The sequence below is a fragment of the Dorea sp. AM13-35 genome (assembly GCF_003473885.1).
Taxonomy (GTDB): Bacteria; Bacillota; Clostridia; order Lachnospirales; family Lachnospiraceae; genus Dorea_D; species Dorea_D hominis.
Genome location: NZ_QUCZ01000010.1, coordinates 1 through 25,120, shown reverse-complemented (window position 1 = coordinate 25,120; position 25,120 = coordinate 1). Strand labels below are relative to the sequence as shown.

Sequence of the window (25,120 nt, the reverse complement as noted above, 5' to 3'; positions counted from 1 at the left end):
GTTATTATTCTTCGTAGTTTGGATGAAGGATGACTTTCAGTGTGCCCGGACCTCCCTTGGCAGCCAGCACAATTCCTTTATCGTAATCATCCAGTGGCATTTCATGTGTAACAAGTTCTTTTACCTGTACTTTTCCAGCCTCAAGATATTCCAGTGCACGTCCGAAGCAGTGTGTCTGTGCCCATGTCGGGATCAGCTGGATCTCGTGGAGATACCAGTACTCTGGATCAATTGCCCATTTTGCACCTGCGTGCGGCATTGCAAACATCATGAATTTTGCACCCATTTTTCCGAATTTGATCATGCTTTCCATTACATCTACATTTGCAGTTGTATCAACAAGGATATCAAATCCTTCCGGAGCGATTTCTCTTAATTTAGCTTCGTGTTTGCTTGGATCGTTACGATCCATAAGAATTGTCTCTTTACATCCGTATTTCTTCAGGATATCCAGTTTGTCCTGGCTTGGTCCGCATACTACAACACGATTTGCGTTAGAGTGCATCAGCAGCTGTGTCATGATGATTCCTGTCGGTCCGCATCCATATACAAGAACGTCATCACCAAATTTCACCTGGATACGGTCCATGGAATGTACCGCACATGCAGTCGGTTCTGCGAAAATTGCCTCGTTGAAAGACAAGTTATCGCTGATCGGGAATACTTTATCTGCATTCACTGCTACATACTCAGCGAATCCTCCAGGGCCGTTGCATCCCAGCGAGTAGAAATTTTTGCAATATAATGGCTCGTCTTTTCTGCAGTAGTAGCAGTCTCCACACAGTACTGTGTTATCTGCTGTTACTCTGTCTCCAACTTTAAATGTGTCTACATGCTCACCGACTTTGTATATATATCCAGCAAATTCATGTCCGTTTAACAGTGGGAACTCTGCAAGGAATCCACCTGCTGCAAGTGCTACGTCTGCGCCTTTACAAATACCGCAGGACATAACTTTGATCAGTACCTGATGTGGTCCGATCTCCGGTACCGGAACCTGTTTTACTTCGCAATGACCTGGTTTGTCATATACGTTTGCTTTCATCATGTCCATAATAATTTCTCCTTTGCTGTCGCCTTTGTCGATTGAATTATTGTTTGCAGTTTATTTTTTTAAGGCGATTGCCTGTTTTGCTTTTTCTACAATCTTCTCCGGTGTTAAACCATATTTTACCATCAATGCTTCTGCTGTTCCGGAATGTCCAAATACATCTTCTACACCATGTTTCACAACCGGTACCGGGCAGCTTTCTGTAACGACTTCTGCTACTGCTGCGCCAAGTCCGCCGATAACATTGTGCTCTTCTGTTGTTACAATTGCACCCGTTTCTTTGGCTGCTTTGATGATAATATCTTTGTCAATCGGTTTGATCGTATGCAGGTCGATCACACGGGCTTTGATTCCTTCTGCTGCGAGAAGATCTGCTGCTTTTAATGCTTCCTGAACCATCAGACCTGTTGCGATGATTGTTACATCATCTCCGTCCTTTAACTGTGCACCCTTGCCAAGTTCAAATTTATATCCCGGGATGGAGTCAGTTATATTTTCAACTCCGGAACGTCCCAGTCGCAGGTAGCACGGTCCGTCATAATCGATCATTGCTTTTACAACTTCTCTTGTCTCATTTGCATCACATGGGCAGATAACTGTCATTCCCGGGATGGTGCGCATCAGACTTAAGTCTTCGATACACTGATGAGTTGCTCCATCTTCTCCTACAGAAAGTCCTGCATGTGTTCCGACAACTTTTACATTAAGTCCCGGATATGCAATGGAGTTTCTTACCTGATCGTAAATTCTTCCTGCTGCGAACATTGCAAATGTATGGATAAACGCTGTCTTTCCGCAAGATGCTGCTCCTGCTGCCATACCTGCCATGTTACACTCTGCGATACCTGCGTTGAAGAATCTCTCCGGATACTTCTGTGCAAAATAGCAGGACATTGTACAAATTGTAAGATCCGCATCAAATACCATGATGTTCTCATCTGCTCCGAATTCACACAGAGCTCTTCCATAGGCTTCTCTTGTTGCTATTACTTCTCCCATAATTACACCTCCAATGATGCAGCCTGTGCATCTAATTCTTTGAATGCCTGTTCAAACTGTTCCGGTGTCGGTGTGCTTCCATGGAATTTTACATTGTTTTCCATGAAGGAAACACCTTTTCCTTTTACAGTCTTTGCTACGATAACCGTCGGAGCACCTTTTGTCTCTTTTGCTTTGTCAATTGCATCTGCAATCTGTGCATAATCGTGTCCGTCGATTGTAAGTACATTCCACTTGAAGGCTTTGAATTTATCTTCAATCGGATATGGTGACATTACTTCTTCAATGGTTCCGTCAATCTGCAGATTGTTGTTATCTACGAATACGGTCAGGTTGTCCAGTCCGTAATTTCCGGCTGCCATAGCTGCCTCCCAGATCTGTCCTTCCTGAATCTCGCCATCTCCTAATGCTGCATATACACGATAATCTTTCTTATCCACTTTTCCGCACAGAGCCATTCCGATTGCTGCGGATAAGCCCTGTCCAAGGGAACCTGCTGACATATCTACACCAGGTACCTTTGTCATCTCTACGTGTCCGGAGAGATAACTGTCTACATTTCTGAATGTTTTCAGATCTTCTACCGGGAAGAATCCACGAAGTGCCAATGTCGCGTACATAGTCGGTGTACAATGACCTTTTGACAGTACAAATCTGTCTCTGTCGGGATCTTTAGGCTGCTCCGGGTTGATGTTCATTTTTTCCCAATATAAAACTGTCAAAATATCTGCCACTGAAAAGGATCCACCTACGTGTCCTGAATGAGCGGCTTCGATTGCTTCTAATGCTGTTCTGCGGACTTTTACTGCCTTCGCAGCCAGCTCCTGCACTCTTTTTTCTTCCATTGTTTTAGACCTCCGTCATTGTTTTCTTAGCTTTTTTAGCTATATCGCCATGCAGCGGGGCTAACGACTGCACGGCGAAAGCATCATTGAAATAAAATATTTGAGTAATTACTCTTGTTTAGCAGATGGTAAATCCACCATCGATCACAAGATTTGCTCCGTTTACGAGGCTGGATGCGTCACTTGCAAGGAATACTGCGCATGCTGCCACTTCTTCCGGATAACCAAATCTATGTGCCGGAATTTTCTTTTTAAATTCTACTCCACGTTCATTATTCCAGTTTTCTTCTCCCATCGGAGTCAGGATAATTGTTGGAGAGATTGCATTTACATTAATGTTGTACTGTGCCAGTTCCATAGCGAACTGTTTTGTAGCATAGATTACAGCAGCTTTACAACATCCGTAGGTCAGATGTCCGTCAAGTGCAACAACTCCTGCCTGGGAACCCATGTTGATGATCTTTCCGCCGCCCTGTTCTTTCATAACTTTTGCAGCAGCACGTCCAAATCTTACTGTTCCTGTCAGGTTGATGCTAAGTGTCTTATCCCAGAGATCTTCCTCATGATCCAGAACGCTCTGTACAACACCGATTCCTGCGCAGTTTACAAGAATATCCAGTCTTCCGAATGTCTCAACTGTCTTTGCCACACAGTCATCAATATCTGCAGTTTTTGTAATGTTTCCAACATATGCGAGATAGCCTACGCCCTGCTCCTTCATGTAATCGTCAAGGTCATCTGCCTTGTTCATGTCAAAGCTTACTACGTTAGCGCCTTTTCTTGCATACATTTTTGCAATCTCATATCCGATACCACTAGCTGCACCAGTTACAATTGCTGTCTTGCCTTCCAGACTGAAATCTTCATTAAAATTTCTATAGTCTATCATCATAAACCTCCATTTTGCTGTATTCATCTGTTTTTTATAATACCCACGGATTGCTACGTGCGTTGCACTCCCGCAATCCTACCCACTATTCGCATATCGTGGGATTAATATCCCACTTTTATGCTCATATTGGGACAGGTCCCAAGGTCTGTCCGCCACATATGATCTAGCTCACGTGGCGACCGACCTTTTTACCTTGGTATTATATTATTTGATCTTAATTACAGCTTTTACTACATCGTCTTTGTTATTGATTGCACAGTCAAATGCTTCCTGAATGTTATCGAAATCAAATTCATGTGTAACGATTCCGGATACATCGATCAGGCCATCAGAGATAGCTGCGATTGCCTGTGGGTAGATGTTTCTGTAACGGAATACAGATTTGATTTCCGGCTCTTTGTCCATGATCTGAGCAAAGTTAAATTCAACCGTTTCCTGAGCAGAAATACCAACTAATACGATTGTTCCGCCTCTCTTAACCATGAATGGAGTCTCTTTGATTGTAAATGGAGATCCTGCTGTTTCCATAACTTTGTCAACACCGGCTCCGTTTGTGATCTTCTTAACTTCTTCGATAGCATCTACTTCTTTTCCGTTGATCACACGTGTAGCTCCTAATTTCATAGCATAGTCCAGACGTTTTGGAATTACGTCAACAACTGTGATATCTGTAGCACCGTGTGCTTTACAAGCAAGTAATGTTACAAGTCCGATACAACCTGCTCCAAGAATTACTACAGAGTCTCCAAGCTGTACATTTCCCTGGTTAGCTGCGTGCATACCTACTGATAATGGCTCAACAAGTGCACCTTCTTTTGTGCTGATGTTGTCCGGAAGTTTGAAGCACATGTTCTCCGGGAATGCGATGTAGTTCTCATAGCATCCCTGTACCGGTGGTGTTGCAAGGAACTGTACATCCGGGCAAAGGTTGTAACGTCCTGATTTACAGAATTCACACTGTCCGCATGTGATTCCCGGCTCCAGAGCTACTCTGTCTCCGACTTTCAGGTTCTCTACACCTTCTCCAAGTTCTACAACTGTTCCGGCACACTCATGTCCAAGCATGAAGTCTCCATCTACTACATAGCTTCCGCATCTTCCATCATGGAAATAATGTACATCAGAACCACAGATTCCTACATATTCCAGTTCAACCAGAACTTCTTTCTCTTTCGGTGTTGGCATTGGAATATCACGGATTTCCATTTTATCCAGGTCTGTCATAAATGCTCCTCTGTTTTTCATTTCACGTATCTCCTTTCAATCTGTTAAAAATTTCTCGAACTATTTTTTGAAAATAATAACTGGCAAGCCGATATTTGACCTGCCAGTTATGTCTACTCTTACAATATACTTTTTCTCACTGACATTGATTAAGTCATTAATCTAATTCTGTGATTAATTTTTCATACGTTCAAATTATTCTTTAATCTGTCCGTTGTCTTTGTACATCTGGATGTATTCGTCAACATTGTCAGATGTGATAAGTGGTGCAGGAACGTTGTCGTTGATGTCAGTAACTTTCTTCTTACCTGTTAATACATCATGCATAGCTTCTGTATTCATCTTAGCAAGGTCGATAGCTGACTGAAGTCCTGTAGATGTCATCTTACCTTCTTTGATAAGTAAGCAAGCCTCTGCAGTTCCGTCTACACCATATGCCTGCATGTTTTTGTATTTAGCGTTATCTTTAACTGCTTCGATTGCTCCAGCTGCCATGTTGTCGTTCATAGAGATAACAGCGTCAATCTTTCCATAAGCCTGTACCCAGTCTTCCATGAGCTGCATAGCTTCGTCTTTGTTCCAGTTAGCGATATCTTCTGCTAAGATCTTAACATCAGATCTCTTGTCGAAGAATTCTTTCTTCCATGCTTCTCTTCTCTTTGTGCTGTGGAAGTTTCCTGCAGGTCCCTGAAGAACTACAACTTTAGCGTTTTTCGGGATCTTCTTAAGAGCCAGTTCACAGTTTACTTTTGCCTGCTCGTATGGATCAGCATCTACAGATCCTGTTCCTTCACACTCAACACGTGGGTTTGTTGTGATACATGGGATGTCAGCTTCTACGATCTGCTGAATGTATGGGAGCTGAGCTTCTCCATTGTTAGCCTGAACAATAATTCCGTCATATCCGTTTGCGATACAGTTCTCAATGATAGAGTTCTCTTTCTCGTCGTTAGCTTCTCCATCGAATACCTCTAATGACATGTCCCCTGTTTTCTTGAATGCTGCTCTCATCTCGTCAGCTAACCAAGCTGCGAAAGAGTCTTCCTGAGCTCTTGCGATATAAGCTACTTTGTAGCCGTCTTTTTTGTCACTCTTAGAGTCTTTTTTGCTGTCGGATGAGCTACATCCTACTGCCATTGTAGATACCATTGCTGCGCAAAGGATAGCGCTGATTACTTTCTTTTTCATAGATTGAAATCCTCCTTATTTGGTTTATATTGTAAAAGTTCTGCAACTTGTGCATTCATTATTTGGCTGCTGCTTTTTCTTTCTTGTCATCATTGTCATCTGCTGCAAGGATAACTTTCTGTGTCTTCTTATTCTTAGATCTGATATCTGCAACTACGGCGAGTGCGATGATGATACCTTTAACGATCTGCTGTACATAAGAGTCTACACCCATCAGGTTCATGATGTTGTTCAGGAAACCGATGATAAATCCACCGGCAAGAGTTCCCATTGTTGTACCAACACCACCTGAGAAACTAGTACCACCGACGATAGTAGCTGTCAAACCTTCCATCTCATATCCTACAGCTCCGTTCGGAAGACCTGCATTTACACGAGACATAAAGAGCACACCTGCGATACCTGCAAAGATACCATTGATGATGTAGATGATGTATTTGTTCCTCTTAACATTGATACCAGATGCGATTGCTGCTCCTTCATTACCACCGATAGCGTAAAGAGAACGACCGAATCTTGTATGTGTCATAATATACCATGTAATAATTGTAATAATGATCATGAATACTACAGGCATCGGAATCGGTCCTAAGTTACCCTGTCCAAATACTGTGTAATCTTTTAACTGAAGTAAGTTCTGTCCGTTTGTGAAACGAAGTGCCGCACCTCTGGCTGACATCTGCATAGCCAGTGTAGCAATGAATGCCGGTACATCAAAGTGTGTAACCAGGATTGCGTTGATGAAGTTACATGCAACACCAACTGCGATTGCTACAAGGAAACCAACTAACAGTGATCCGGTTGACTGGTATGCTGCGATTGAAAGCACACCAGCGAGTGCCAGTACAGAACCAACAGACAAGTCGATCAGTCCTGCGATTACCAGTAACATTTCACCGTATGCCAGGATTGTTCCAACTGAAAGCTGGCGGGCAACGTTGATTAAGTTACGTGCAGATAAAAAGTTGTCATTTACGATCGCACAGATGATGAACATTGCCACCAGGATGATATAGATCGAAAACTTGTGTATAAAATCTCTCGCTTTTGAATTTTTCATTTTCTCAATCCCTCCGCTAATTACATTGCATATCTCATGATTGTCTCTTGTGAGAACTCATCCTTGCTCAGACAACCAGTGATTCTACCTTTGTTCATTATGTAAATTCTGTCGCACATTCCGATCAGCTCCGGCAGTTCAGAGGAAACCATAATAACTGTCTTTCCTTCTTTAACCAGGTCTGTCATCAGTCTGTAGATCTCGAATTTAGCTCCGACGTCGATACCTCTGGTAGGCTCATCCAGAATCAATACATCCGGATCTCTTAACATCCATTTAGCCAGAAGTACTTTCTGCTGGTTACCACCACTCAGTCCCTGAATTGCAGTTTCAAGAGATGGTGTTTTAACATGCATCTTTTCAAAATATTTGCTTACCAGTTCTTTTTCTACCTTCGGATGCCATCTTCCGCCATAGATAATCTTGTCCAGACTGGAAATGCTTGCATTTTCCATAACGCTTCGGATCGGGATGATACCATAACGTCTTCTGTCTTCGGAAAGCATTACGACTTTCTGTGCGATACTGTCGCTTACCTTCTTAATAGTAACTTCTTTGCCGTGAACTTTGATCTTTCCTTCATCATAAGGATCCAGTCCGAAGATTGCTCTCATTGTTTCGGTACGTCCTGCACCCATCAGTCCGGCAAATCCTACGATCTCACCTTTGTTAGCTTTAAAGTTAATATCTTTAAATACACCTTTGCTTCCAAGTCCTTCTATTTCAAGGATCGGCTCACCAATTTCAACTTCTTCTTTCGGATAAACATTGTCCATCTTACGTCCAACCATCAGTGCAATGACTTTGTCAAGATCGATCTCTGATGCCGGATGTGTTTCAACTGTCTTACCGTCTCGAAGAACTGTGATGTCATCCGCAATACGGAATACTTCTTCCATCTTATGAGAAATGTAAATAATACTTACGCCTTTCTTTTTCAGCTCTGCGATCTTGCCGAACAACACCTCAACCTCACGGTTTGTGATTGCTGATGTAGGCTCATCCATGATTACGATCTGAGCGTTGTTGGAAATTGCTTTGATGATCTCAAGCATCTGAATGTCAGATACTGTTAATGTTTTTAATTTCTGATCCGGTTTATATGGAAGATTCTCCTGTCTCAGAAATTCAATCGTCTCTCTACGAACTCTCTTCCAATCAACATTGCCAAATTTAGTCACCGGAAGGCGTCCTAAGAACAAGTTCTCTTCGATTGACATTTCCGGTACATAGTTCAGTTCCTGTGCGATCATTGCGATACCATAATCTCTCGCCTGAATCGGATCTTTAATTGTTACCGGTTTCTCATCAAGAAAGATCTGTCCGGAATCTGCTTTGTAAATTCCGTTAATGATTTTCATCAATGTTGACTTACCGGCACCGTTCTCTCCACAAAGAGCGTGAACCGTTCCTTTTCTAACGGCGAAATTAACATTGTCCAGAGCTTTAACACCCGGAAACGACTTGTTAATTCCACTGACACGCATTTTGATGTTCTCCACTTTCCATTCCCTCCCTTAAATATTTCGCTCTTGCATGTTGTTTTGATGTTACTTTTGTGTTTGTTTGTGACCGTTTATGATTGTATATGTTTTGGATTATACATTTTTCATAATTCTGTCCACCTTTATATCAATTTATTTATGCAATACGCTTTCTATGTACTCAATACTACTACCTATCGCGTTGTATGTCAAGTCAATTTTTATCTTTCGGCATGTTATTTTTTGTCTTTTTTGTTAATTTTGTTGTAAATTTATGATTTTTTTGTTCATATCTCGTTCATAATCTTATCCGTTTGCATTTGTTATTTTATTAACTTTCTTAGTTTTATGTTGTTTTATTTCCGTTTCTGTGTTATTATACTTTCAGAACTTGTTTGTTTACTTGTGTAATACAGAAAGGGGTAGAATATGATACACACATTGACACTTAACCCCGCTATTGACAGAATTCTTTATTTGAGCAGATTCGACAAAAATATTACAAATCGAATCCAAAAAACTGTCGATACGATCGGAGGCAAAGGTACACACGTTTCTATTAATCTGAAGATTCTCGGCAAAGAGAACACTGCATTCGGAATCAGCCATGGCAAAAGCGGGCAGAAAGTCATAAATATGCTGAATGAATACGGCATCGAGGTCCGTTTTAAACATTATGATGACGGTTCCAGAGAGACAAGAACAAATTACCTTATTATAGAAGATACAGGTGACTGCACAATTGCAGCCGAGCGTGGTGTTACTTTAAAGACAGAGGAGTTAAATGAACTTCTTGAAGATATGAAAGCAACCATCCAGCCGGGTGATTACCTTATTTTCTCCGGAGACGCATCCAACTCACCGGATCCTTCCGTATATAATAAGATCCTCGAGATGTTCCGCGACCGGGATTTAAAGTTTTTCTTAGATACAAGTGGTAAATCTCTGAAAGAATGTATCCGCGAGACTCCATATATGATCAAGCCGAACCTGGATGAGCTGTCCACACTTGCCGGTCATCCGATTGCTGAAGACGACGCCTCTATAGTAGAAGCGATTGAATCACTGGATTCTTACAATGTCCCGATCATCGCCGTTTCATTAGGCGGAGACGGATCTATTGTAAAAGCTCCGGAAGGTTATTACCGTGTACACCCGCCGAAAGTAAATGTACAGAACACGATCGGATGTGGCGACTGCTTCCTTTCTGGTTTTGTATATGGTTTATCCGAAGGATATTCCATTGAGGATACCATTCGTATCGCAACTGCCGTATCTGCCGCAACCGCAGAATCCAAGCTTTCTGCCGGTTATGATCTGGAACGCGCGAAAGAATTAAAAGAGCAGGTAACAATCGAGAAGATCAAATAGATACCCAAAACCAACAGGTAACAATTGAAAAAAACAAATAAATCAAATACAATAAAAGGAGAATGAATTATGAGCAACTTATCTTACTATGAAATGAGACTGGAAATGTGCAAGGTAGCAAAAATGATGTGGGACCGCAGACTGACAAATGCTGCAGGCGGTAACTTTGCTGTACGTGTAGACGAGAACCGTATCTTAATCTCTCCATCTCTGATGTCTGAAAGAAAACATTGCGAGATGCAGCCGGAAGATTTCCTTCTGATCGACTATGACCGCAACATCATTGAAGGCGAAGGCAAACTTTCCAGAGAAAGTCTGATGCATGTACTGATCTTACAGAACTTCAAAGAGATCGAGTGTACAATCCATGCACATCCGTTCTACTGTATGCCATTCGTTGCTCAGTCCAAACCGATTCCGAACGTAACAGAAGCTACTATGGGACGTGGCGAAGTCGGATGTATCGAATGGACAAAAGCTTACTCTGAAGAGCTGAGCAGAAATGTATATCAGTATTTCGAAGATCACCGCGAGACAGCAGTGAAAAAACCAATCGGAATGATCATGCCAAAACACGGCGTTGTTGTATCCGGTCCAAGCATCTACCTCGCATACAGCATGCTTGAGAGAATCGAATGCGACGCATTCTGCACAATTACAAAGAATTTGATCTAATGATACCTAAGGTCTCCGAACTCGTATGCACGTTATGCTTGCATAAAAGTGCTTGCGAGTTTGAGAGACCTGCAACAATATGAGCATAAAAGCTAAGGCGTAGCCTTGCGATATGCGAATATTGTGTAGGATTGCGAGAGTGCTTGGCACGTAGCAATCCGTAGGTATCATTAGAAATGTACCTAATAGCAATATGAGCATAAAAGCCAAGGCGTAGCCTTGCGATATGCGAATATTGTGTAGGATTGCGAGAGTGCCTGGCACGTAGCAATCCGTAGGTATCATGAAATATATTAAAAGGATGGTATTAACATGTATAGTCAGGAACGAAAAACAAAAATCATAGATCTTCTGGGGGCTCAGTCTTCGGTCAGTGTGAACGTCCTCGCAGATATGCTTCACACATCCAAAGAAACAATCCGTCGGGATCTTAAAAGCCTGGAAGCCGAGGGCATTTTAACCCGTACACATGGTGGTGCCATTCTGAATGCGAATCCATTAAATGTAGGAACCGCAGCCAAATATGGAGACACCGTTTTAAACAGTGAGTCTCCTTTTTTGCTGCGTCACGGGCGCAATATCCCACAGAAAAAGCTCATTGCACAAAAAGCTGCTTCTCTGATTGAAAACAGGGATACTATTTTTATTGATAACAGTTCCACAACTTTATTTTTACTGGATTATATTCCAAAAGAGATGCATCTGACTATCATTACCAACTCTGTAAAAGTTTTACTGGAAGCCGCCAAATTAGAGAATCCGAATCTGTCTCTGATCTGCCTTGCAGGATTTTACAATGGTAATAACTATTCTCTTTACGGAACACGTACAATTAAGAGTTCCGAAGAATTTTATCCGGATAAAACTTTTATTTCCTGCACAGGAGTTACGTTGAACAAAAGACTCACAGATATCAGTCTGAACGAAATTGACACCAAGAAAGCAATGATGGACAAGTCTGAAGAGACTTACCTTCTTGTTGACCACACAAAGTTTGAAGTAGCAGGTCCTTTCTTCCTCGGCAATTTCAATGAAATTGACTGCATTGTGACAGACAACTTCAACTATACTCCAGAGGTTTCCGAAACTCTCCGGACCATTACAAAAAAACATGGGGTCCGGATCATCACTGCGTAAGGGAGGATGTACAATTGAATATTTTAGCTTTTGATCTCGGCGCAAGCGGTGGCAAATTATTTCTCGCTAAAATCGATGGGGACAATGTATCGATTGAGAATATCCACCGTTTTGACAATGTTTCCTATTCAGCAAACGGCGCACTTTTCTGGGACATCATTAACATTTATAAAGAAATGAATGTCGGAATCAAAAAAGCCATTGAAATGACAGATGATCAGATCGACTCATTTGCCATCGATTCTTTTTCCAATGACTTTGGTCTGATCGACAAAAACGGTCAGTTACTCACACAGGTACGCTGCTACCGTGATGAGCGTACTGCCAGACATGCAGACAAGATTTACAGCAAGCTTTCAAAAGAAAAGCTTTATGAACTGAGCGGCAACCAGAATGCACTCTTTAACACTTATCTGCAATTAGGCGCTATGCGCGAAGACGGTCACGGATTTTTATTAGATAACGCTTATAAACTTCTGTTTATCCCGGATCTTCTGATCAATTTCCTGACCGGCAAGACAATTTCCGAATATACGATTTCTTCTGTCAGCCAGCTGTATGATTTTAAGAAAGATGACTGGTGTCAGGAAATCCTTGACAGTTATGATATTCCACGCGAATTATTCGGCACGCTTACAAAGCCGGGTACACTGCTTGGAAATACGCAGGAAAGTTATAATGAAATGATGGGAACAAAGGGATTCCCTGTATCCGTTGTCTGTGAGCACGATACTGCTTCTGCATATCTGTCTTCACCGCTCCACACAGACTGCGCACTTGTAAGTTGTGGTACATGGTCACTGATCGGTACGGAGCTTGACCACTGCGTAATCACCCCGGAAGGCTATGCCGCCAATCTGGCAAATGAAGGTGGCTACGAAGGTCATCACCGCATCCTGCGCAATGTGATGGGTTCCTGGTTCATACAGGAGAGCAAACGTTATTACAAAGAACATGGAAAAGACTACAGTTTCAGTGAACTCGGTGAACTCGCCGAAGCTGCAGAACCATTCCGTTTTCTATTTGATCCGGATGAACCTGTTTTTTATAATCCGGGTAATATGCCAAAGAAAATCCAGAAGTACTGTATGGAACACTACGGAGAGGCTCCGGAAACAGTCGGCGAGATTATCCGCTGTATTTACGAAAGCCTTGCCATGAAATTCCGCTGGACGGTCGAACAGCTTGAGAAGGTATCCGGAAAAGAATTACCGGTCATCAACATGATGGGTGGCGGTTCCAAGGCGGAAATCCTCTGCCAGTTTGTTGCCAATGCCTGCGGACGCAAGGTTGTTGCAGGACCGGACGAGGCAACTGCCATCGGAAATATTACTGTACAATTAATTTCCATCGGCGCCGCTTCTTCCCTTGATGAAGCAAAAAATATCATGGCATCTGCCTCCAAAATGCGCGAATATTTACCTCAGAATCACGAAGAGTGGGATGTTAAGTATCAGAAATGTATCATTAACAAATAAATCACATACATCACATACATTATGAGGAGGAAAAACTATGAAAAACATTTTAACCGCACCATTTATTCAGGAAATTTCTGAAATGACAGCGAACATGTACCGCCTTGGCTGGGATGAAAGAAACGGCGGAAACATCAGCTGGCTGCTTGAGGACGAACCGCTGGAGTATTATCTGGATCTTGATCACGTTATCCGTACGATCCCGATTAACTTCGATGCTTCTTATGTTGCAGGTCGTATCTTTATGGTAACAGGAACCGGAAAATATTTCAAAAATATTACTCCAAACCCGGCAGAGAACCTTGGTATCGTACGTGTGGCACAGGATGGGAAAAGCCTGGAGTTGTTATGGGGATTTGAAGGAAATGCCGCTCCGACAAGCGAATTTCCAACACATCTGATGAACCACATGGAGCGTCTGAAAGTAGATCCTACACACCGTGTTATTATGCACTGCCACCCGGTAAACACAATTGCAATGACATTTGTACATTCCATCGACGAGAAAGAGTTTACTAAAGCTTTGTGGGGTATGTGCACAGAATGTATCGTTGTATTCCCGGACGGTGTCGGAATCGTTCCTTGGATGATCGCAGGAACGAACAAAATCGGCGAACTCACAGCCGAGAAGATCCGCGACCGCAGAATCATTCTCTGGGCACAGCACGGAATTTTCGCTGCCGGACATACGCTTGATGAGGCATTCGGTCTGATCGAGACAGTCGAGAAAGCAGCTGAAATTTATATGAAGATTGCTCCGCTTCCGATCGTAAATAAAATTCCGGAAGAGCAGTTAGGCGAACTTGCCAGAAGCTTTGGTGTAACACCAAGAGAAGGCTATCTGGATTAAAAAGAAATAATATATTTTACCAGGAGGAAACTTAAAGATGTACTTAGAAAAAATGTTTGGACTTAACGGAAAAGTTGCTATCGTAACCGGTGGTGGACGCGGTATCGGACAGGTTATCGCACAGGGGCTTGCCGAAGCAGGTGCCGAAGTTGTAATCTTAAGCCGTTCCGGTGCTGAAGAAACTGTAAAATTAATTACAGAAGCAGGTGGAAAAGCTTACGATCTCAAAGCTGATGTTACAGATGAAACACAGGTGGACAAAGCTCTTGCAGAGATTCTTGAGCGTTCAGGTTCTATCGATATCCTGTTCAATAATGCCGGTATCTGCATGCATCAGTCCACATTAGAAGCTACTGTTGAAGAATTTCGCGAAGTTGTTGATATCAACTTGACCGGAGAATTTATCATGTGCCGTGCCGTTGGACGTATCATGATCGAACGTGGCATCAAAGGAAGCATCATCAATATGGCTTCTATGTCCGGAACGATCGTTAACATCCCACAGTGGCAGGTTTCTTACAACGCTTCCAAAGCAGGTGTTATCCACATGAGCAAATCTCTTGCCATTGAATGGGCTGAATACGGCATCCGTGTAAACTCTTTAAGCCCTGGATATATTGCAACACCAATGTCAGTCGATGTACCGAAAGACTTGATTGACGCATGGATTCCGCTTATGCCAATGCACAGAATGGGAAAACCGGAAGAACTCATCCCTGCAGTTCTCTATCTTGCATCCGATGCCTCCGGATATACAACCGGAAGCGATATTATCGTAGACGGCGGATATTCCGTACAGTAATTTCACTTAGCAAAAAAGTTGCCAATGTATCACGAAAAACATTGGCAACTTTTTTATAATTTATATTTTTCCATTATCTTCTGGATGCTCTCTTCTGTTTTTTCTAACTCATCTACAATCTATTGAAGGAACTTTCCTTTATCCAGCTTCTTTTTTATCAAATCTATAAGTTCTAAAATTAAGACATTTTGCTACTTCCGCGCAAGCATAGCTTCCACATCTGCGATTTCACAGCCACAGAAGCCGAGCGGATGAGGTTTCTTTGTATACTGCCCGTGAAAATCGCTGCCACCGGTTGTAAGAAGATCATATTTCTTCGCAATCTCCAGAAGACGCTGTCTGGATTCCGTTCCGTTTCTTGGATGCCATACTTCTACACCTGCAAGCAGACCCTCTTTGGCATATCGCTCGATCAGCTCAAAGCTGTCAAACTGCTCCGCATGCGCTACCACCGGAAACCCTCCAGCTTCCCGGATTACCGTCGCCGCTTCTAACGTCGTCGGATATCGTTTCGGTACATAACAGCTTCCCTTTGAAGAAATCAGTGAACTCATCAGCTCTCCGATTGCCACATTTGTATAGCCAAAATCACATAACGGCTGCATCACATGACATTCATATATCGATTCGCTGTCTTTTGCATAAGCTTCCACCAGTTCCGGTGTCACAAGCGGATATATTTCATGTACTCTGCGCGCCATCTCCAGCTTCTGTTCTCTTCGCCATTTCAATGTATTTTCCAGAAATCCATCGATCATCTGACGATTCTTTGGCAGATAACAGAGCAAATGCACATTTCTTCCACTTTCTTCATCAAGCGTAGACATTTCCACACCCGGAACCACATGCACGCCAAGTTTTCCGCCAAGCTCCACAGCTTCATCCACACCTGCCATTGTATCATGGTCTGTGATTGCAATATACTTAAGTCCGATCATTGCAGCGTATTCTATCACCTGTGCAACCGTTCTGGATGCATCTGAATGTGTCGTGTGCACATGCAGATCACACGGATTCGCTGCTGTTAATTCATTTTTTATTATATTTTGTTTCTCTGACATTTTCTTGCCAACTTTCTTACTTTTCTTTTTTCCACAGTCTCTGGTTCTTACGCCTCTTCATCCTGATCGTTCGTCAGATGCAGTCTGTCAAGAATGTAGAAAATAAGACTTAAAATCATGCCGACTACACATGCAAGCACCATACCGGTCAGCTCAATATCCCCAAACGCCACTTTGATTCCGGAAAGTCCAGTTACAAATACTACTGAAGTAAGTGTCAGGTTTCTTGATCTGCCATAGTCCACCTGTGAGTCAACCAGAATACGGATACCGGATGCTCCGATCATACCGTATAACAGGAAGGAAATCCCTCCGATAACCGGTCCCGGAATCGTCTGGATCAGCATAGATAATTTTCCAACGAAAGAGCAGATGATAGAAAGCACTGCCGCCCCTGCGATCACGCGCACGCTGTATACTTTTGTAACCGCCATAACACCGATATTCTCACCGTAAGTCGTTGTTGGTACGGAACCGATCAAACCAGAGATCATGGTAGAGAAGTTATCTCCGAATAAAGATCTGTGTAGCCCCGGTGTTTTCAACAGATCACGGCCTACAATCTTACTCGTTACAACCTGATGTCCGATATGTTCTGACGTAATAACGAGAAGTACCGGAAGAATCATCAGGATTGCACCTGTATCGAATTTTGCCATTGTAAAGTTCGGCAGTGCAAACCAGGATGCAGAAGCCACTTTAGAAAAATCAAGGATGCCACAGCCAAGCGCTGTCAGATATCCTGCGATAACCGCAATCAGAATTGGAATAACCGATAAAAATCCGCGGAATAAAATATTTCCAAAGACCGCAACACCGAGTGTCACCAGAAATACGATCACATTTCTCATATCCAGTTTGTCATCCAGAAGTCCTGCATTACTCGCTGCTGAACTGGAAAGTTCCAATCCAATCAATGCTACTACAGGTCCCATCGCTGCCGGCGGCAATACAACATCAATCCAGTCTGTTCCACATTTATAAATAATGAGCGATAAAATACATCCGCAGAATCCAACCGCAACGAAACCGCCCAGTGCATATTCATATCCCATTTTCGAAATAACAACACCTGCCGGTGCCAGAAATGCAAAGCTGGAGCCAAGATATGCCGGCGCCTGCCCCTTTGTTACTGTCATAAAAATCAATGTTCCGACACCGTTCATAAATAATACAATCGCCGGATTAATACCGAATACAAACGGCACCAGAACAGAAGCCCCAAACATTGCAAACATATGTTGGATGCTGAGTGGAAGCAGCAGTTTAAATGGCACTTTGTCCTCAATTTGAATAATTTTACGTTCTCCCATGTTTTCCTCCTGTACCTTTCATTCCTTTAAGTTTGTGTAATTATATTATTTCACTTTGTCCATTGTATCATATCAGTATCTATAAGAAAAGAAAAAGGAGATTGCAAAATCTCATTTGCAATCTCCTTTTGTCCCATTATATGATACAAGATTTTATAGAATAACCTTACCGGCATCTCAATCCTTTATGTATGCTTTTAGTATAAGCATTTTACAGTTGGATAAATCTTTCTGAATTTCTGGTATTTCTCTTCGTATTTGTCAACCAGTTCTTTCTCCGGCTCAACTGTATCAATAACTTTTACAAGTTTGGAAGCGATCGTCTCAACATCCGGATATGCTCCGCATCCGACTGCTGCCAGCATAGCTCCGCCAAGTGCCGGCCCTTCTTCGCTTTCAATAACATCTACCTTCATGTTCATAACATTTGCAATGATCTTCTTCCACAGTGGGCTCTTTGCTCCGCCACCGCAGATCTTTGTTCTCTCAATCTTAATTCCAAGACTTCTTGCAACTTCCAGAGAATCACGAAGTCCGAATGCAACACCTTCCAGAACAGCCTGTGTCATGTCTTCTCTTGTTGTGTCCATAGACATTCCGATAAACATTGCTCTCGCGTCCGGGTTGTTGTGTGGAGAACGTTCACCCATCAGATATGGCAGGAAGAATACATTGTTCTCACCCAATTTCTGAATGCCTGCCTGCTCTGCCGCAAAGTCTGTTGTCTTGAGGATTTCCTCATTCCACCACTTGTTGCAGGAAGCTGCACTTAACATACATCCCATCAGATGATAATATCCGTCTGCGTGTGCAAAGGAATGTAAAGCGTTGTGCTCATCTACTCCAAAGTTCTTGCTGGAAATGAAAATTGTTCCGGAAGTTCCAAGAGAAATATTACATCTTCCGTCACCTACAGTTCCTGTTCCAACAGCTGCTGCGGCATTGTCTCCGGCACCTGCGATAACTTTTACTTCGGCAGGAAGTCCAAGCTCTTTCGCAATGTCTTCTTTCAGAGTTCCTACTACTTCATAACTTTCATATAACTTCGGAAGCATCTCTTCTGTGATTCCGCAGATATCAAGCATTTCTTTTGACCAGCAGCGATTCTTAACGTCCATAAGAAGCATACCGGATGCATCGGATACGTCTGTGCAGAAAGATCCGGACAGCTTGTATGCCAGGTAATCTTTTGGAAGCATGATCTTTGCAATTTTAGCGAAATTCTCAGGTTCATTCTTCTTCATCCAAAGAATCTTCGGTGCTGTAAATCCTGCAAATGCAATATTTGCTGTGTAAGCGGATAATTTATCCTTTCCAATTACTGTATTCAGATAATCTGTCTCTTCTCCGGTTCTTCCATCGTTCCACAGAATTGCCGGGCGGATCACATTATCTTCTGCGTCCAGTGCAACAAGTCCGTGCATCTGTCCACCAAAGCTGATTCCTGCAACCTGTGACTTATCACACTCTGCTGTCAGTTCTTTGATTCCTTCCATAGACTGTGCAAACCAGTCTTCCGGTTTCTGTTCAGACCAACCCGGATGTGGGAAGAACAGCGGATACTCTCTGGAGACGATCTTCTTAATGTCTCCTTCTTCATCCATTAATAACAATTTAACTGCTGATGTTCCTAAGTCTACACCAATGAATAACATTGTTTTTATCCCCTTTCTTATGCAAATGGATTCTCTGTCTTATATCTTACACCTTTTGGCTGATTATAGCCAATCTCTTCTACAGGAACTCCGATATATTTGAAAACTTCATATAAAGCTTTTCCGAAATGTCCAAATGCAACTGCTCCGTGATGTGGGTATCCTCCCTCGAGCAGTACGTGGCGGTAGAATCTTCCCATCTCCGGAATTGCGAAAATACCAACGCCTCCGAAAGATTTTGTTGCTACCGGAAGGACTTCACCATGCGCAATGTATGCACGCAGTTTGCAGTCTGCTGTGCTCTGCAGACGATAGAACGTAATATCTCCAGGAATGATATCCCCTTCCAGAGTTCCCTGTGTTACTTCTTCCGGAAGTGTTCTTGCCATAATCATCTGGTTCTTCATTTCACAGAATGCAAGCTTGCTGGATGCTGTATTTCCACAGTGGAATCCCATGAAAGTATCTTTCTGTGTATAATCGTATTTTCCTTTAATCTCGCTCTCATACATATCCTTCGGTACTGTATTGTTGATATCCAGAAGTGTTACTGTATCTTCGCTGACAACCGTTCCGATGAACTCACTGAGCGCTCCGTAAATATCTACTTCGCAGGAAACCGGGATTCCCTGGTCTGTCAGACGGCTGTTGACATAACATGGTACGAATCCAAACTGTGTCTGGAATGCAGGCCAGCATTTTCCTGCGATCGCAACATATTTTCTGTAACCTCTGTGATCTTCTACCCAATCTTTTAATGTGAGCTCATACTGTGCGAGTTTCTCAAGGATCTCCGGTTTCTTATTACCGGCTCCAAGTTCTGCTTCCATCTCTTTGACAACTGCCGGGATTCTCTCATCTCCTGCATGTTTGTTAAATGCTTCAAACAGGTCCAGCTCTGAATTTTCTTCAATCTCTACACCCAGATTATAAAGCTGTTTGATCGGCGCATTACATGCTAAGAAGTTTAACGGTCTCGGTCCAAAGCTGATGATCTTTAAATCATTTAATCCGATGACAGCTCTTGCTACCGGCATAAACTCATGAATCATATCTGCACATTCTTCTGCATCTCCGACCGGATATTCCGGAATATATGCATTGATATTGCGAAGCTGTAAATTGTAGCTTGCATTAAGCATACCACAGTAAGCATCTCCACGTCCCTGTACCAGGTTGTCTCCTGTCTCTTCTGCTGCTGCCACGAACATCTTCGGTCCGTCAAAATGTTTTGCAAGCAATGTCTCAGAAATCTCTGGTCCGAAGTTTCCAAGATATACACAAAGTGCATTACATCCTGCTTTCTTAATGTCTTCGAGTGCCTGCACCATATGGATCTCGCTTTCAACGATACAAATTGGACATTCGTAAATGTTCTCTGCTCCGTATTTCTTTGTGTAGGCATCGATCAGTGCCTTTCTTCTGTTTACAGATAAGCTCTCCGGGAAACAGTCACGGCTTACTGCTACAATTCCAAGTTTTACTTCTGGCATGTTGTTCATAATACCAATTCCTCCTTCAAAAATGTTGTTTTTCATAATACATGTTTTGTAAATCTATTGTTTGATAAATCCGTTACACTCGTAACGCCGCCGGCATTAAACCGACACATTCTCGCCTTTCAGCCCGCAAAAGGCGCCTTCAATCTTTGCATCCTCATGTGCGATGAGCCACTTGTTTCTCGCTGTGAGAAGTCTTGCTTCTCCCTTGGCATCCGCCGGTATCTCTACGTCTGTGTTTGTTCCCTTTGGCAGGATCACAACACAGCGGAACCCTTTCTCATTCGTCATACATGGTGCATAATGCAGCGTTGTTGCATACATCTCTACTGCTGTTCCTGCCGGAACAAAGAATGCTTCGATCTGATCTGTATCGTAAGTATACTCTTCTGTAATATCCTGCTGTCTTCCTACGAGGAGAATCATATCTGTCACTGCTACATTGATTTCTGAACTTCTGTGATACTCTACCGCGTTCAGATAAGTATTGAACCCGTTGCAGAATCCCACCTGGATCGGCAGTCCTCCAAACGCACGGTCTTTAAAAGCCTTTGCAACAGGAAGATCTTCCAGTTCTTCCATCCCCGGAACATAGATCACTTCCCCTTTAGGAAGCGGTGTATGTTCCATGGCTTTTAAAAGCGGTGACAACGCATACCCTTTCAGTACTCGTCCATATGTCGAAAACGCTTTGTCTTCTACTTGTTGAATTTTCATAATAATTCCTCCTAAAACACAAGGTTATTATAGCAATTTTTTAACGATCTTTCGACCAAATACTTAACCGTTCATGGCAAATTCTTGTCCTTCTTGCAATTTGAGCACTTTGTCCTGTGAACTTTTTTATTTTCTTCCTATTTCCCCCGCAAAAACAGAAACAGAGCGCAGTAACAAATATTGTTACTGCGCTCTGTTCTATAATTCTTTTCTAAATTCACTAGGCAATTTATTGTATTTTTTCTGAAATACCTTCGTAAAGGCCTTACTGTTTGGAAATCCGTTCTGACTCGCGATCATTCCGATCGGCATATCGCTGTTGACCAGATCCTTATATGCATGCTCCAGACGGATGTCGTCAAGATAATTCTTATAGTTCGTCTTTGCATATTTTTGAAACATCCTCGACAGATAAGTAGAGGAATATCCAAAAGTCTGTGCAAGGCTTTCAAGCGATAAATCCTTCGTGTAGTTTTCTTTCATGTATGCCGTTATCGCCGATAACTTGTTCAGTTTTTTGTTGCTTCGTATCATTTCACTGTCCACAGATACTTCTCTGTACTTACTCACAAGCAGATAGATCAGCTCGTAAAAATAACTCTGTACTTTCAGATCATATCCGATCTCTTTTTTCTCATAAGCATCGTACATGTCCCGGATCACCTGCATGAATTCCTCATCATGGATCCTTCTGCTGTGTGTAAAATAAATAAACTTCTCATCCGTATAATATCGTTCAAACGTTGTCAGCGGAATCTGAAGCACTACAGTAAAATTCTCTTTCGGAGAGTGGATCGAATGGATCTCATTGGAGTTGACCAACATGAATTCTCCCGGATTCAGGGAATACTTAATCTCATTCACGTAAAATTCAATCTCTCCTTCGAACAAAGCAAAGATTTCGATAGAACGATGCCAGTGCTTCTCTCTCGAGTAATTACCGTGTCGTCCCTCGAAAACAAACATTTTAAAAGGGATATCGTCATTTGGCATAATAATCTCGTGTGAATAATTCACCAGTTTCTCCCTCCTTATATTTCATAAGAATATATTGTTTGCCCGCTTCACTGCCTTTCCATTATATCATAACAACGTAAGTCTTTACAATTATAATCTCTTCTCCAGAAGTACAAGCTGCCTCCGAAATACTGTTAAATTCACATGGCACAATGTCTGCCTCTCTGTATCCAAGCCTTTTGTACATGGCTCTCGCTCTCGCTTTTTTCTTTCTACAAAGGTTTTATCCTGCGTAAAAGCACTCTTTGAAAAGTAACGATTTGTCGCTAAATTTTCTTGAGCCTTTCACCCAGCCTGTTTTTCCGTTTGCTGTTTTAATCTTAATGTTAAATGCTTTGCCTGTCATATAAATCTTCACTGCTTTTGCTTTTGTTCCGGCTTTTACAGTAGCTACTTTCTTCTTACAGGAAACACTGTTGTATAATGCTTTCGTATTCTTCATCGTTCCATATTTTCCATTTGCACGATAAGTGTAACCGGCACTTGTAATCTCATATGCGGAAGATGTCTTCTTTAATGCGCCTTTTTTATAGGTATAATTTACTTTGTACTCAACACCAGCCATCGCTGTGGACATAATATACTGTTTTGTGCTGATCGTGTTGCCTGACACTTTCAGGATATCCGTATGATGATGGTTCGTATAATTGTAAGATGTCTTTGAGAAATCAACGACTTTTTTAAATCTTCCTTTTTTATACTGATAAATACATTCCCACGGATCGTCTTCATTATCCGTCTCACCCTGTACCCAGAGATACGCTTTTCCGTTCTTTAATGTTACCAGTCTTGTGTGGATCGCATAGGAAGTCCATGTTCTTATAATCTTTGTCGTTTTCTTGTTCACCGTAATCTTTACAGTCCCGTATCTGTCATACTGGTCTTTTGGAATACTGATCTTCACTGTATCTTTCTTTTTATCGCCGGTGATATCATAACTTTTGTAAGTCTTTCCTGCTTTCAATTCCACCATGGACGGATTCTTTGCTTCTGCTTTCATCGACGGCATAAATAAAACTCCTGTCAGGCATACCATTGCAGCTACTGCTGCCTTTTTCCATTTTCTCATAAGCTCCTCCTTTTCTTCTATGTTTTCCTGTAACAATTGATACTTTGATGATAGCATTGACTTGCAGATCACACAAGATGCTGCCAGTCATATATTCGCTTTTCTGTTCCGATTTTTCAGCGACAAAAGTGCAATTACCGTTAAATGGGGACGGGGCTTTTCTAAAAAAGCCCCGTCCCCATTTATATATTTTTTCAACTAACTCTTACTATCTATCCCGCATAAAAGCACTCTTTAAAGAGCAATTTGCTTTCGTCAAATTTCTTGCTGCATTTTAACCATCCGGTTTTACCGTCAGCAGTCTTAATCTTTACACTTATAAATTTATCGCACATATAAATATTTGTTGTTTTTGCTTTTGTTCCCGCAGTCACAGCAACACCGGTTGATTTACTTGTGGATGGACTGGTATAAAGCATTTTATTATTTTTCAATGTGCCCCAGCTGCTCTTCGTGCGATAAGAATAGGATGCTTTTACGATAGCAGCAGTTCTTGATACGATATGGAATTTTCCATTCTCATATTTGTAATCATATTTATAAACAGCCTCACCAAGCGGGCTGGTCATATTGCTCTGCTTTACAGTAAGCGTGTTGCCGGAAACTTTAACTACATCCGTACTCAGATGATAGTAATATTTCTTTACATATCCATCAAATTTCAGTTTCTTTTCCAGTTTGCCTTTGCGATATTGATACAGGCATCCCCATGTATCATCTGCATCTTCTGAAGAACTCTTCACCCAGAGATATACTTTTCCGTTTTTCAGTGTTACGAGGCTGGTCTTATAATAGAAAGAACCGATTCCTTTTTTCACAATTTTCTTTCCGTTGACAGATACTGTGATCCGCTTGATAAAGTCACTTTCATCACGTTTTCCGAGTGTAATCTTGATCTTATCTTTCTTTTTATCCCCGGTAATATCATATTTTGTATAAGTTTTCCCCGGTTTCAGTCTGACAATCGCCGGATTCTTCACTTTACCGGCTGCCTTCGCATGCACCGGAGCCATTGTCAGTGCCGTGCACAGGCAAATTGCTGCGACAAACAGATACTTTCTTAATGCTTTCCTCATGTTGTTCTCCTCCATTCTTGTCATCGCGTCTGTATATTTGCTTTACATGGAAAGCATATTCCTTAATTGTTAATATTTTCATTGCAAAATTCTTAATATTTTATTACGATGCCAGGGGCAAAAGCCTGAAAACACACTGTGCTTACGTAGGAGTAGTTTTATGAAAAGTCCAGCCATTTTACTTCATCAAAAAAACCTCCGGGACTCTTTCCTTCCCGGAGATTTTATCTTTATTTTTCTTACTTTTCTCTCGAAATCCATGCTATAAAAGGATTTGTGATATGTTCTCTTATCTCTGTTTTATAATAGTTCGCTGATTCCGTCCGCCATTGCGCTGAGGATAATGCAGCAGGAGGTTGCTCCTGCATCCAGCACACCTCTGGATCTCTCGCCCAGACGGCTGGAACGTCCGAATTTTGCTACCATGTCCTTGGTAGAATCGCGTCCTGCTTCTGCAGCTTTCTTCATCTCTGCCAGTGCTTCTTTGAAATCCTTTCCTTCTGCTCCGGCTGCTTTCATTACATCCACGGATGGCGCCAGTGTATCTACTAATGTCTTGTCGCCGACTTTCGCATCTACGATCCCGTACAGCCCGTTAAGACCTGCTTCCAGCATTGTTCCAAGATCTGCCGCTGTGATCTCATCCAGATCTTCTCC

General features: G+C 42.2%; 23 protein-coding genes. 6 read left to right on the top strand and 17 right to left on the bottom strand.

Features of this window, described 5'->3' with window-relative positions:
• Positions 1-4 precede the first annotated feature (4 nt).
• The 8 genes from DW152_RS11375 to DW152_RS11340 all read right to left on the bottom strand — a co-directional run bounded on the left by DW152_RS11375 (position 5) and on the right by DW152_RS11340 (position 8,761).
• Positions 5-1,054: a zinc-dependent alcohol dehydrogenase family protein gene (locus DW152_RS11375; RefSeq protein WP_118288668.1), complete on the bottom strand. Its 1,050-nt coding sequence runs from the start codon at positions 1,052-1,054 to the stop codon at positions 5-7.
• 51 nt (positions 1,055-1,105) lie between these two features.
• Positions 1,106-2,050 (bottom strand): transketolase family protein, encoded by a 945-nt coding sequence (locus DW152_RS11370; protein ID WP_117538503.1) that lies wholly within the window; start codon positions 2,048-2,050, stop codon positions 1,106-1,108.
• A 2-nt stretch (positions 2,051-2,052) separates the two neighbouring features.
• Positions 2,053-2,895: a transketolase gene (locus DW152_RS11365; RefSeq protein ID WP_021860285.1), complete on the bottom strand. Its 843-nt coding sequence runs from the start codon at positions 2,893-2,895 to the stop codon at positions 2,053-2,055.
• Positions 2,896-3,013: 118 nt separating this feature from the next.
• The gene (locus DW152_RS11360; protein WP_158570039.1) at positions 3,014-3,784 is read right to left on the bottom strand and encodes a GolD/DthD family dehydrogenase; all 771 of its coding nucleotides are present in this window, start codon (positions 3,782-3,784) and stop codon (positions 3,014-3,016) included.
• A gap of 207 nt (positions 3,785-3,991) precedes the next feature.
• Entirely contained in the window at positions 3,992-5,032 is a 1,041-nt protein-coding gene (locus DW152_RS11355) for an NAD(P)-dependent alcohol dehydrogenase (RefSeq protein ID WP_117538501.1), read from the bottom strand.
• Between the two features lie 174 nt (positions 5,033-5,206).
• The gene (locus DW152_RS11350; RefSeq protein ID WP_117538500.1) at positions 5,207-6,199 is read right to left on the bottom strand and encodes a sugar ABC transporter substrate-binding protein; all 993 of its coding nucleotides are present in this window, start codon (positions 6,197-6,199) and stop codon (positions 5,207-5,209) included.
• A 58-nt stretch (positions 6,200-6,257) separates the two neighbouring features.
• Positions 6,258-7,259, bottom strand: a complete 1,002-nt coding sequence (locus DW152_RS11345; protein WP_117538499.1) for an ABC transporter permease — start codon at positions 7,257-7,259, stop codon at positions 6,258-6,260.
• A gap of 20 nt (positions 7,260-7,279) precedes the next feature.
• Complete coding sequence (locus tag DW152_RS11340) at positions 7,280-8,761, bottom strand: sugar ABC transporter ATP-binding protein (RefSeq protein WP_330411938.1); 1,482 nt, start codon at positions 8,759-8,761, stop codon at positions 7,280-7,282.
• 411 nt (positions 8,762-9,172) lie between these two features.
• Here DW152_RS11340 and DW152_RS11335 point away from each other — a divergent pair, with 411 nt between their 5' ends.
• The 6 genes from DW152_RS11335 (at position 9,173) to DW152_RS11305 (ending at position 15,056) form a co-directional block, all read left to right on the top strand.
• Entirely contained in the window at positions 9,173-10,114 is a 942-nt protein-coding gene (locus tag DW152_RS11335; RefSeq protein WP_021860292.1) for a 1-phosphofructokinase family hexose kinase, read from the top strand.
• Positions 10,115-10,183: 69 nt separating this feature from the next.
• Positions 10,184-10,789: a class II aldolase/adducin family protein gene (locus DW152_RS11330; protein WP_021860293.1), complete on the top strand. Its 606-nt coding sequence runs from the start codon at positions 10,184-10,186 to the stop codon at positions 10,787-10,789.
• A gap of 312 nt (positions 10,790-11,101) precedes the next feature.
• A complete protein-coding gene (locus tag DW152_RS11320; RefSeq protein WP_117538529.1) occupies positions 11,102-11,926 on the top strand; it encodes a DeoR/GlpR family DNA-binding transcription regulator in 825 nt (274 codons plus the stop codon).
• 14 nt (positions 11,927-11,940) lie between these two features.
• Complete coding sequence (locus tag DW152_RS11315; RefSeq protein WP_118288665.1) at positions 11,941-13,404, top strand: rhamnulokinase; 1,464 nt, start codon at positions 11,941-11,943, stop codon at positions 13,402-13,404.
• A 37-nt stretch (positions 13,405-13,441) separates the two neighbouring features.
• A complete protein-coding gene (gene rhaD, locus DW152_RS11310) occupies positions 13,442-14,254 on the top strand; it encodes a rhamnulose-1-phosphate aldolase (protein ID WP_118288664.1) in 813 nt (270 codons plus the stop codon).
• A gap of 37 nt (positions 14,255-14,291) precedes the next feature.
• Positions 14,292-15,056 carry an SDR family oxidoreductase gene (locus tag DW152_RS11305; protein ID WP_021859761.1) on the top strand — a complete coding sequence of 255 codons (765 nt, stop codon included), beginning with the start codon at positions 14,292-14,294 and terminating at the stop codon, positions 15,054-15,056.
• Positions 15,057-15,247: 191 nt separating this feature from the next.
• Here DW152_RS11305 and DW152_RS11300 read toward each other — a convergent pair whose 3' ends face one another.
• The 9 genes from DW152_RS11300 to DW152_RS11255 form a co-directional block, all read right to left on the bottom strand.
• Positions 15,248-16,117 (bottom strand): PHP domain-containing protein, encoded by an 870-nt coding sequence (locus tag DW152_RS11300; RefSeq protein ID WP_118288663.1) that lies wholly within the window; start codon positions 16,115-16,117, stop codon positions 15,248-15,250.
• A 47-nt stretch (positions 16,118-16,164) separates the two neighbouring features.
• The gene (gene uraA, locus DW152_RS11295) at positions 16,165-17,430 is read right to left on the bottom strand and encodes a uracil permease (protein ID WP_117538526.1); all 1,266 of its coding nucleotides are present in this window, start codon (positions 17,428-17,430) and stop codon (positions 16,165-16,167) included.
• Positions 17,431-17,627: 197 nt separating this feature from the next.
• Positions 17,628-19,085: a xylulokinase gene (gene xylB, locus DW152_RS11290; RefSeq protein ID WP_021859764.1), complete on the bottom strand. Its 1,458-nt coding sequence runs from the start codon at positions 19,083-19,085 to the stop codon at positions 17,628-17,630.
• Positions 19,086-19,102: 17 nt separating this feature from the next.
• Positions 19,103-20,587 carry an L-fucose/L-arabinose isomerase family protein gene (locus tag DW152_RS11285; protein WP_021859765.1) on the bottom strand — a complete coding sequence of 495 codons (1,485 nt, stop codon included), beginning with the start codon at positions 20,585-20,587 and terminating at the stop codon, positions 19,103-19,105.
• A gap of 96 nt (positions 20,588-20,683) precedes the next feature.
• On the bottom strand, positions 20,684-21,301 hold the full coding sequence (locus DW152_RS11280) for a DUF4867 family protein (protein ID WP_118288662.1): 618 nt from the start codon (positions 21,299-21,301) through the stop codon (positions 20,684-20,686).
• Between the two features lie 198 nt (positions 21,302-21,499).
• The gene (locus DW152_RS11275) at positions 21,500-22,318 is read right to left on the bottom strand and encodes an AraC family transcriptional regulator (protein WP_118288661.1); all 819 of its coding nucleotides are present in this window, start codon (positions 22,316-22,318) and stop codon (positions 21,500-21,502) included.
• A 223-nt stretch (positions 22,319-22,541) separates the two neighbouring features.
• Positions 22,542-23,387, bottom strand: coding sequence for a hypothetical protein (locus tag DW152_RS11265; RefSeq protein ID WP_118288660.1), 846 nt, complete (start codon positions 23,385-23,387; stop codon positions 22,542-22,544).
• Between the two features lie 212 nt (positions 23,388-23,599).
• Entirely contained in the window at positions 23,600-24,463 is an 864-nt protein-coding gene (locus tag DW152_RS11260; protein ID WP_118288659.1) for a hypothetical protein, read from the bottom strand.
• A gap of 300 nt (positions 24,464-24,763) precedes the next feature.
• On the bottom strand, positions 24,764-25,120 hold a 357-nt coding region (locus DW152_RS11255; protein WP_118288339.1), incomplete at its 5' end, for a dihydroxyacetone kinase subunit L.

Bases quoted from the DNA above. Each gene is read 5' to 3' on its own strand.
- DW152_RS11330 (WP_021860293.1), top strand. From the start codon at position 10,184: ATGAGCAACTTATCTTACTATGAAATGAGACTGGAAATGTGCAAGGTA.
- DW152_RS11355 (WP_117538501.1), bottom strand. From the start codon at position 5,032: ATGAAAAACAGAGGAGCATTTATGACAGACCTGGATAAAATGGAAATC.
- DW152_RS11365 (WP_021860285.1), bottom strand. From the start codon at position 2,895: ATGGAAGAAAAAAGAGTGCAGGAGCTGGCTGCGAAGGCAGTAAAAGTC.
- xylB (WP_021859764.1), bottom strand. From the start codon at position 19,085: ATGTTATTCATTGGTGTAGACTTAGGAACATCAGCAGTTAAATTGTTA.
- DW152_RS11345 (WP_117538499.1), bottom strand. From the start codon at position 7,259: ATGAAAAATTCAAAAGCGAGAGATTTTATACACAAGTTTTCGATCTAT.
- DW152_RS11300 (WP_118288663.1), bottom strand. From the start codon at position 16,117: ATGTCAGAGAAACAAAATATAATAAAAAATGAATTAACAGCAGCGAAT.
- DW152_RS11360 (WP_158570039.1), bottom strand. From the start codon at position 3,784: ATGATAGACTATAGAAATTTTAATGAAGATTTCAGTCTGGAAGGCAAG.
- DW152_RS11305 (WP_021859761.1), top strand. From the start codon at position 14,292: ATGTACTTAGAAAAAATGTTTGGACTTAACGGAAAAGTTGCTATCGTA.
- DW152_RS11350 (WP_117538500.1), bottom strand. From the start codon at position 6,199: ATGAAAAAGAAAGTAATCAGCGCTATCCTTTGCGCAGCAATGGTATCT.
- DW152_RS11280 (WP_118288662.1), bottom strand. From the start codon at position 21,301: ATGAAAATTCAACAAGTAGAAGACAAAGCGTTTTCGACATATGGACGA.
- DW152_RS11265 (WP_118288660.1), bottom strand. From the start codon at position 23,387: ATGAGAAAATGGAAAAAGGCAGCAGTAGCTGCAATGGTATGCCTGACA.
- DW152_RS11260 (WP_118288659.1), bottom strand. From the start codon at position 24,463: ATGAGGAAAGCATTAAGAAAGTATCTGTTTGTCGCAGCAATTTGCCTG.
- DW152_RS11375 (WP_118288668.1), bottom strand. From the start codon at position 1,054: ATGGACATGATGAAAGCAAACGTATATGACAAACCAGGTCATTGCGAA.
- DW152_RS11320 (WP_117538529.1), top strand. From the start codon at position 11,102: ATGTATAGTCAGGAACGAAAAACAAAAATCATAGATCTTCTGGGGGCT.
- DW152_RS11370 (WP_117538503.1), bottom strand. From the start codon at position 2,050: ATGGGAGAAGTAATAGCAACAAGAGAAGCCTATGGAAGAGCTCTGTGT.
- DW152_RS11285 (WP_021859765.1), bottom strand. From the start codon at position 20,587: ATGAACAACATGCCAGAAGTAAAACTTGGAATTGTAGCAGTAAGCCGT.
- uraA (WP_117538526.1), bottom strand. From the start codon at position 17,430: ATGGGAGAACGTAAAATTATTCAAATTGAGGACAAAGTGCCATTTAAA.
- DW152_RS11335 (WP_021860292.1), top strand. From the start codon at position 9,173: ATGATACACACATTGACACTTAACCCCGCTATTGACAGAATTCTTTAT.
- rhaD (WP_118288664.1), top strand. From the start codon at position 13,442: ATGAAAAACATTTTAACCGCACCATTTATTCAGGAAATTTCTGAAATG.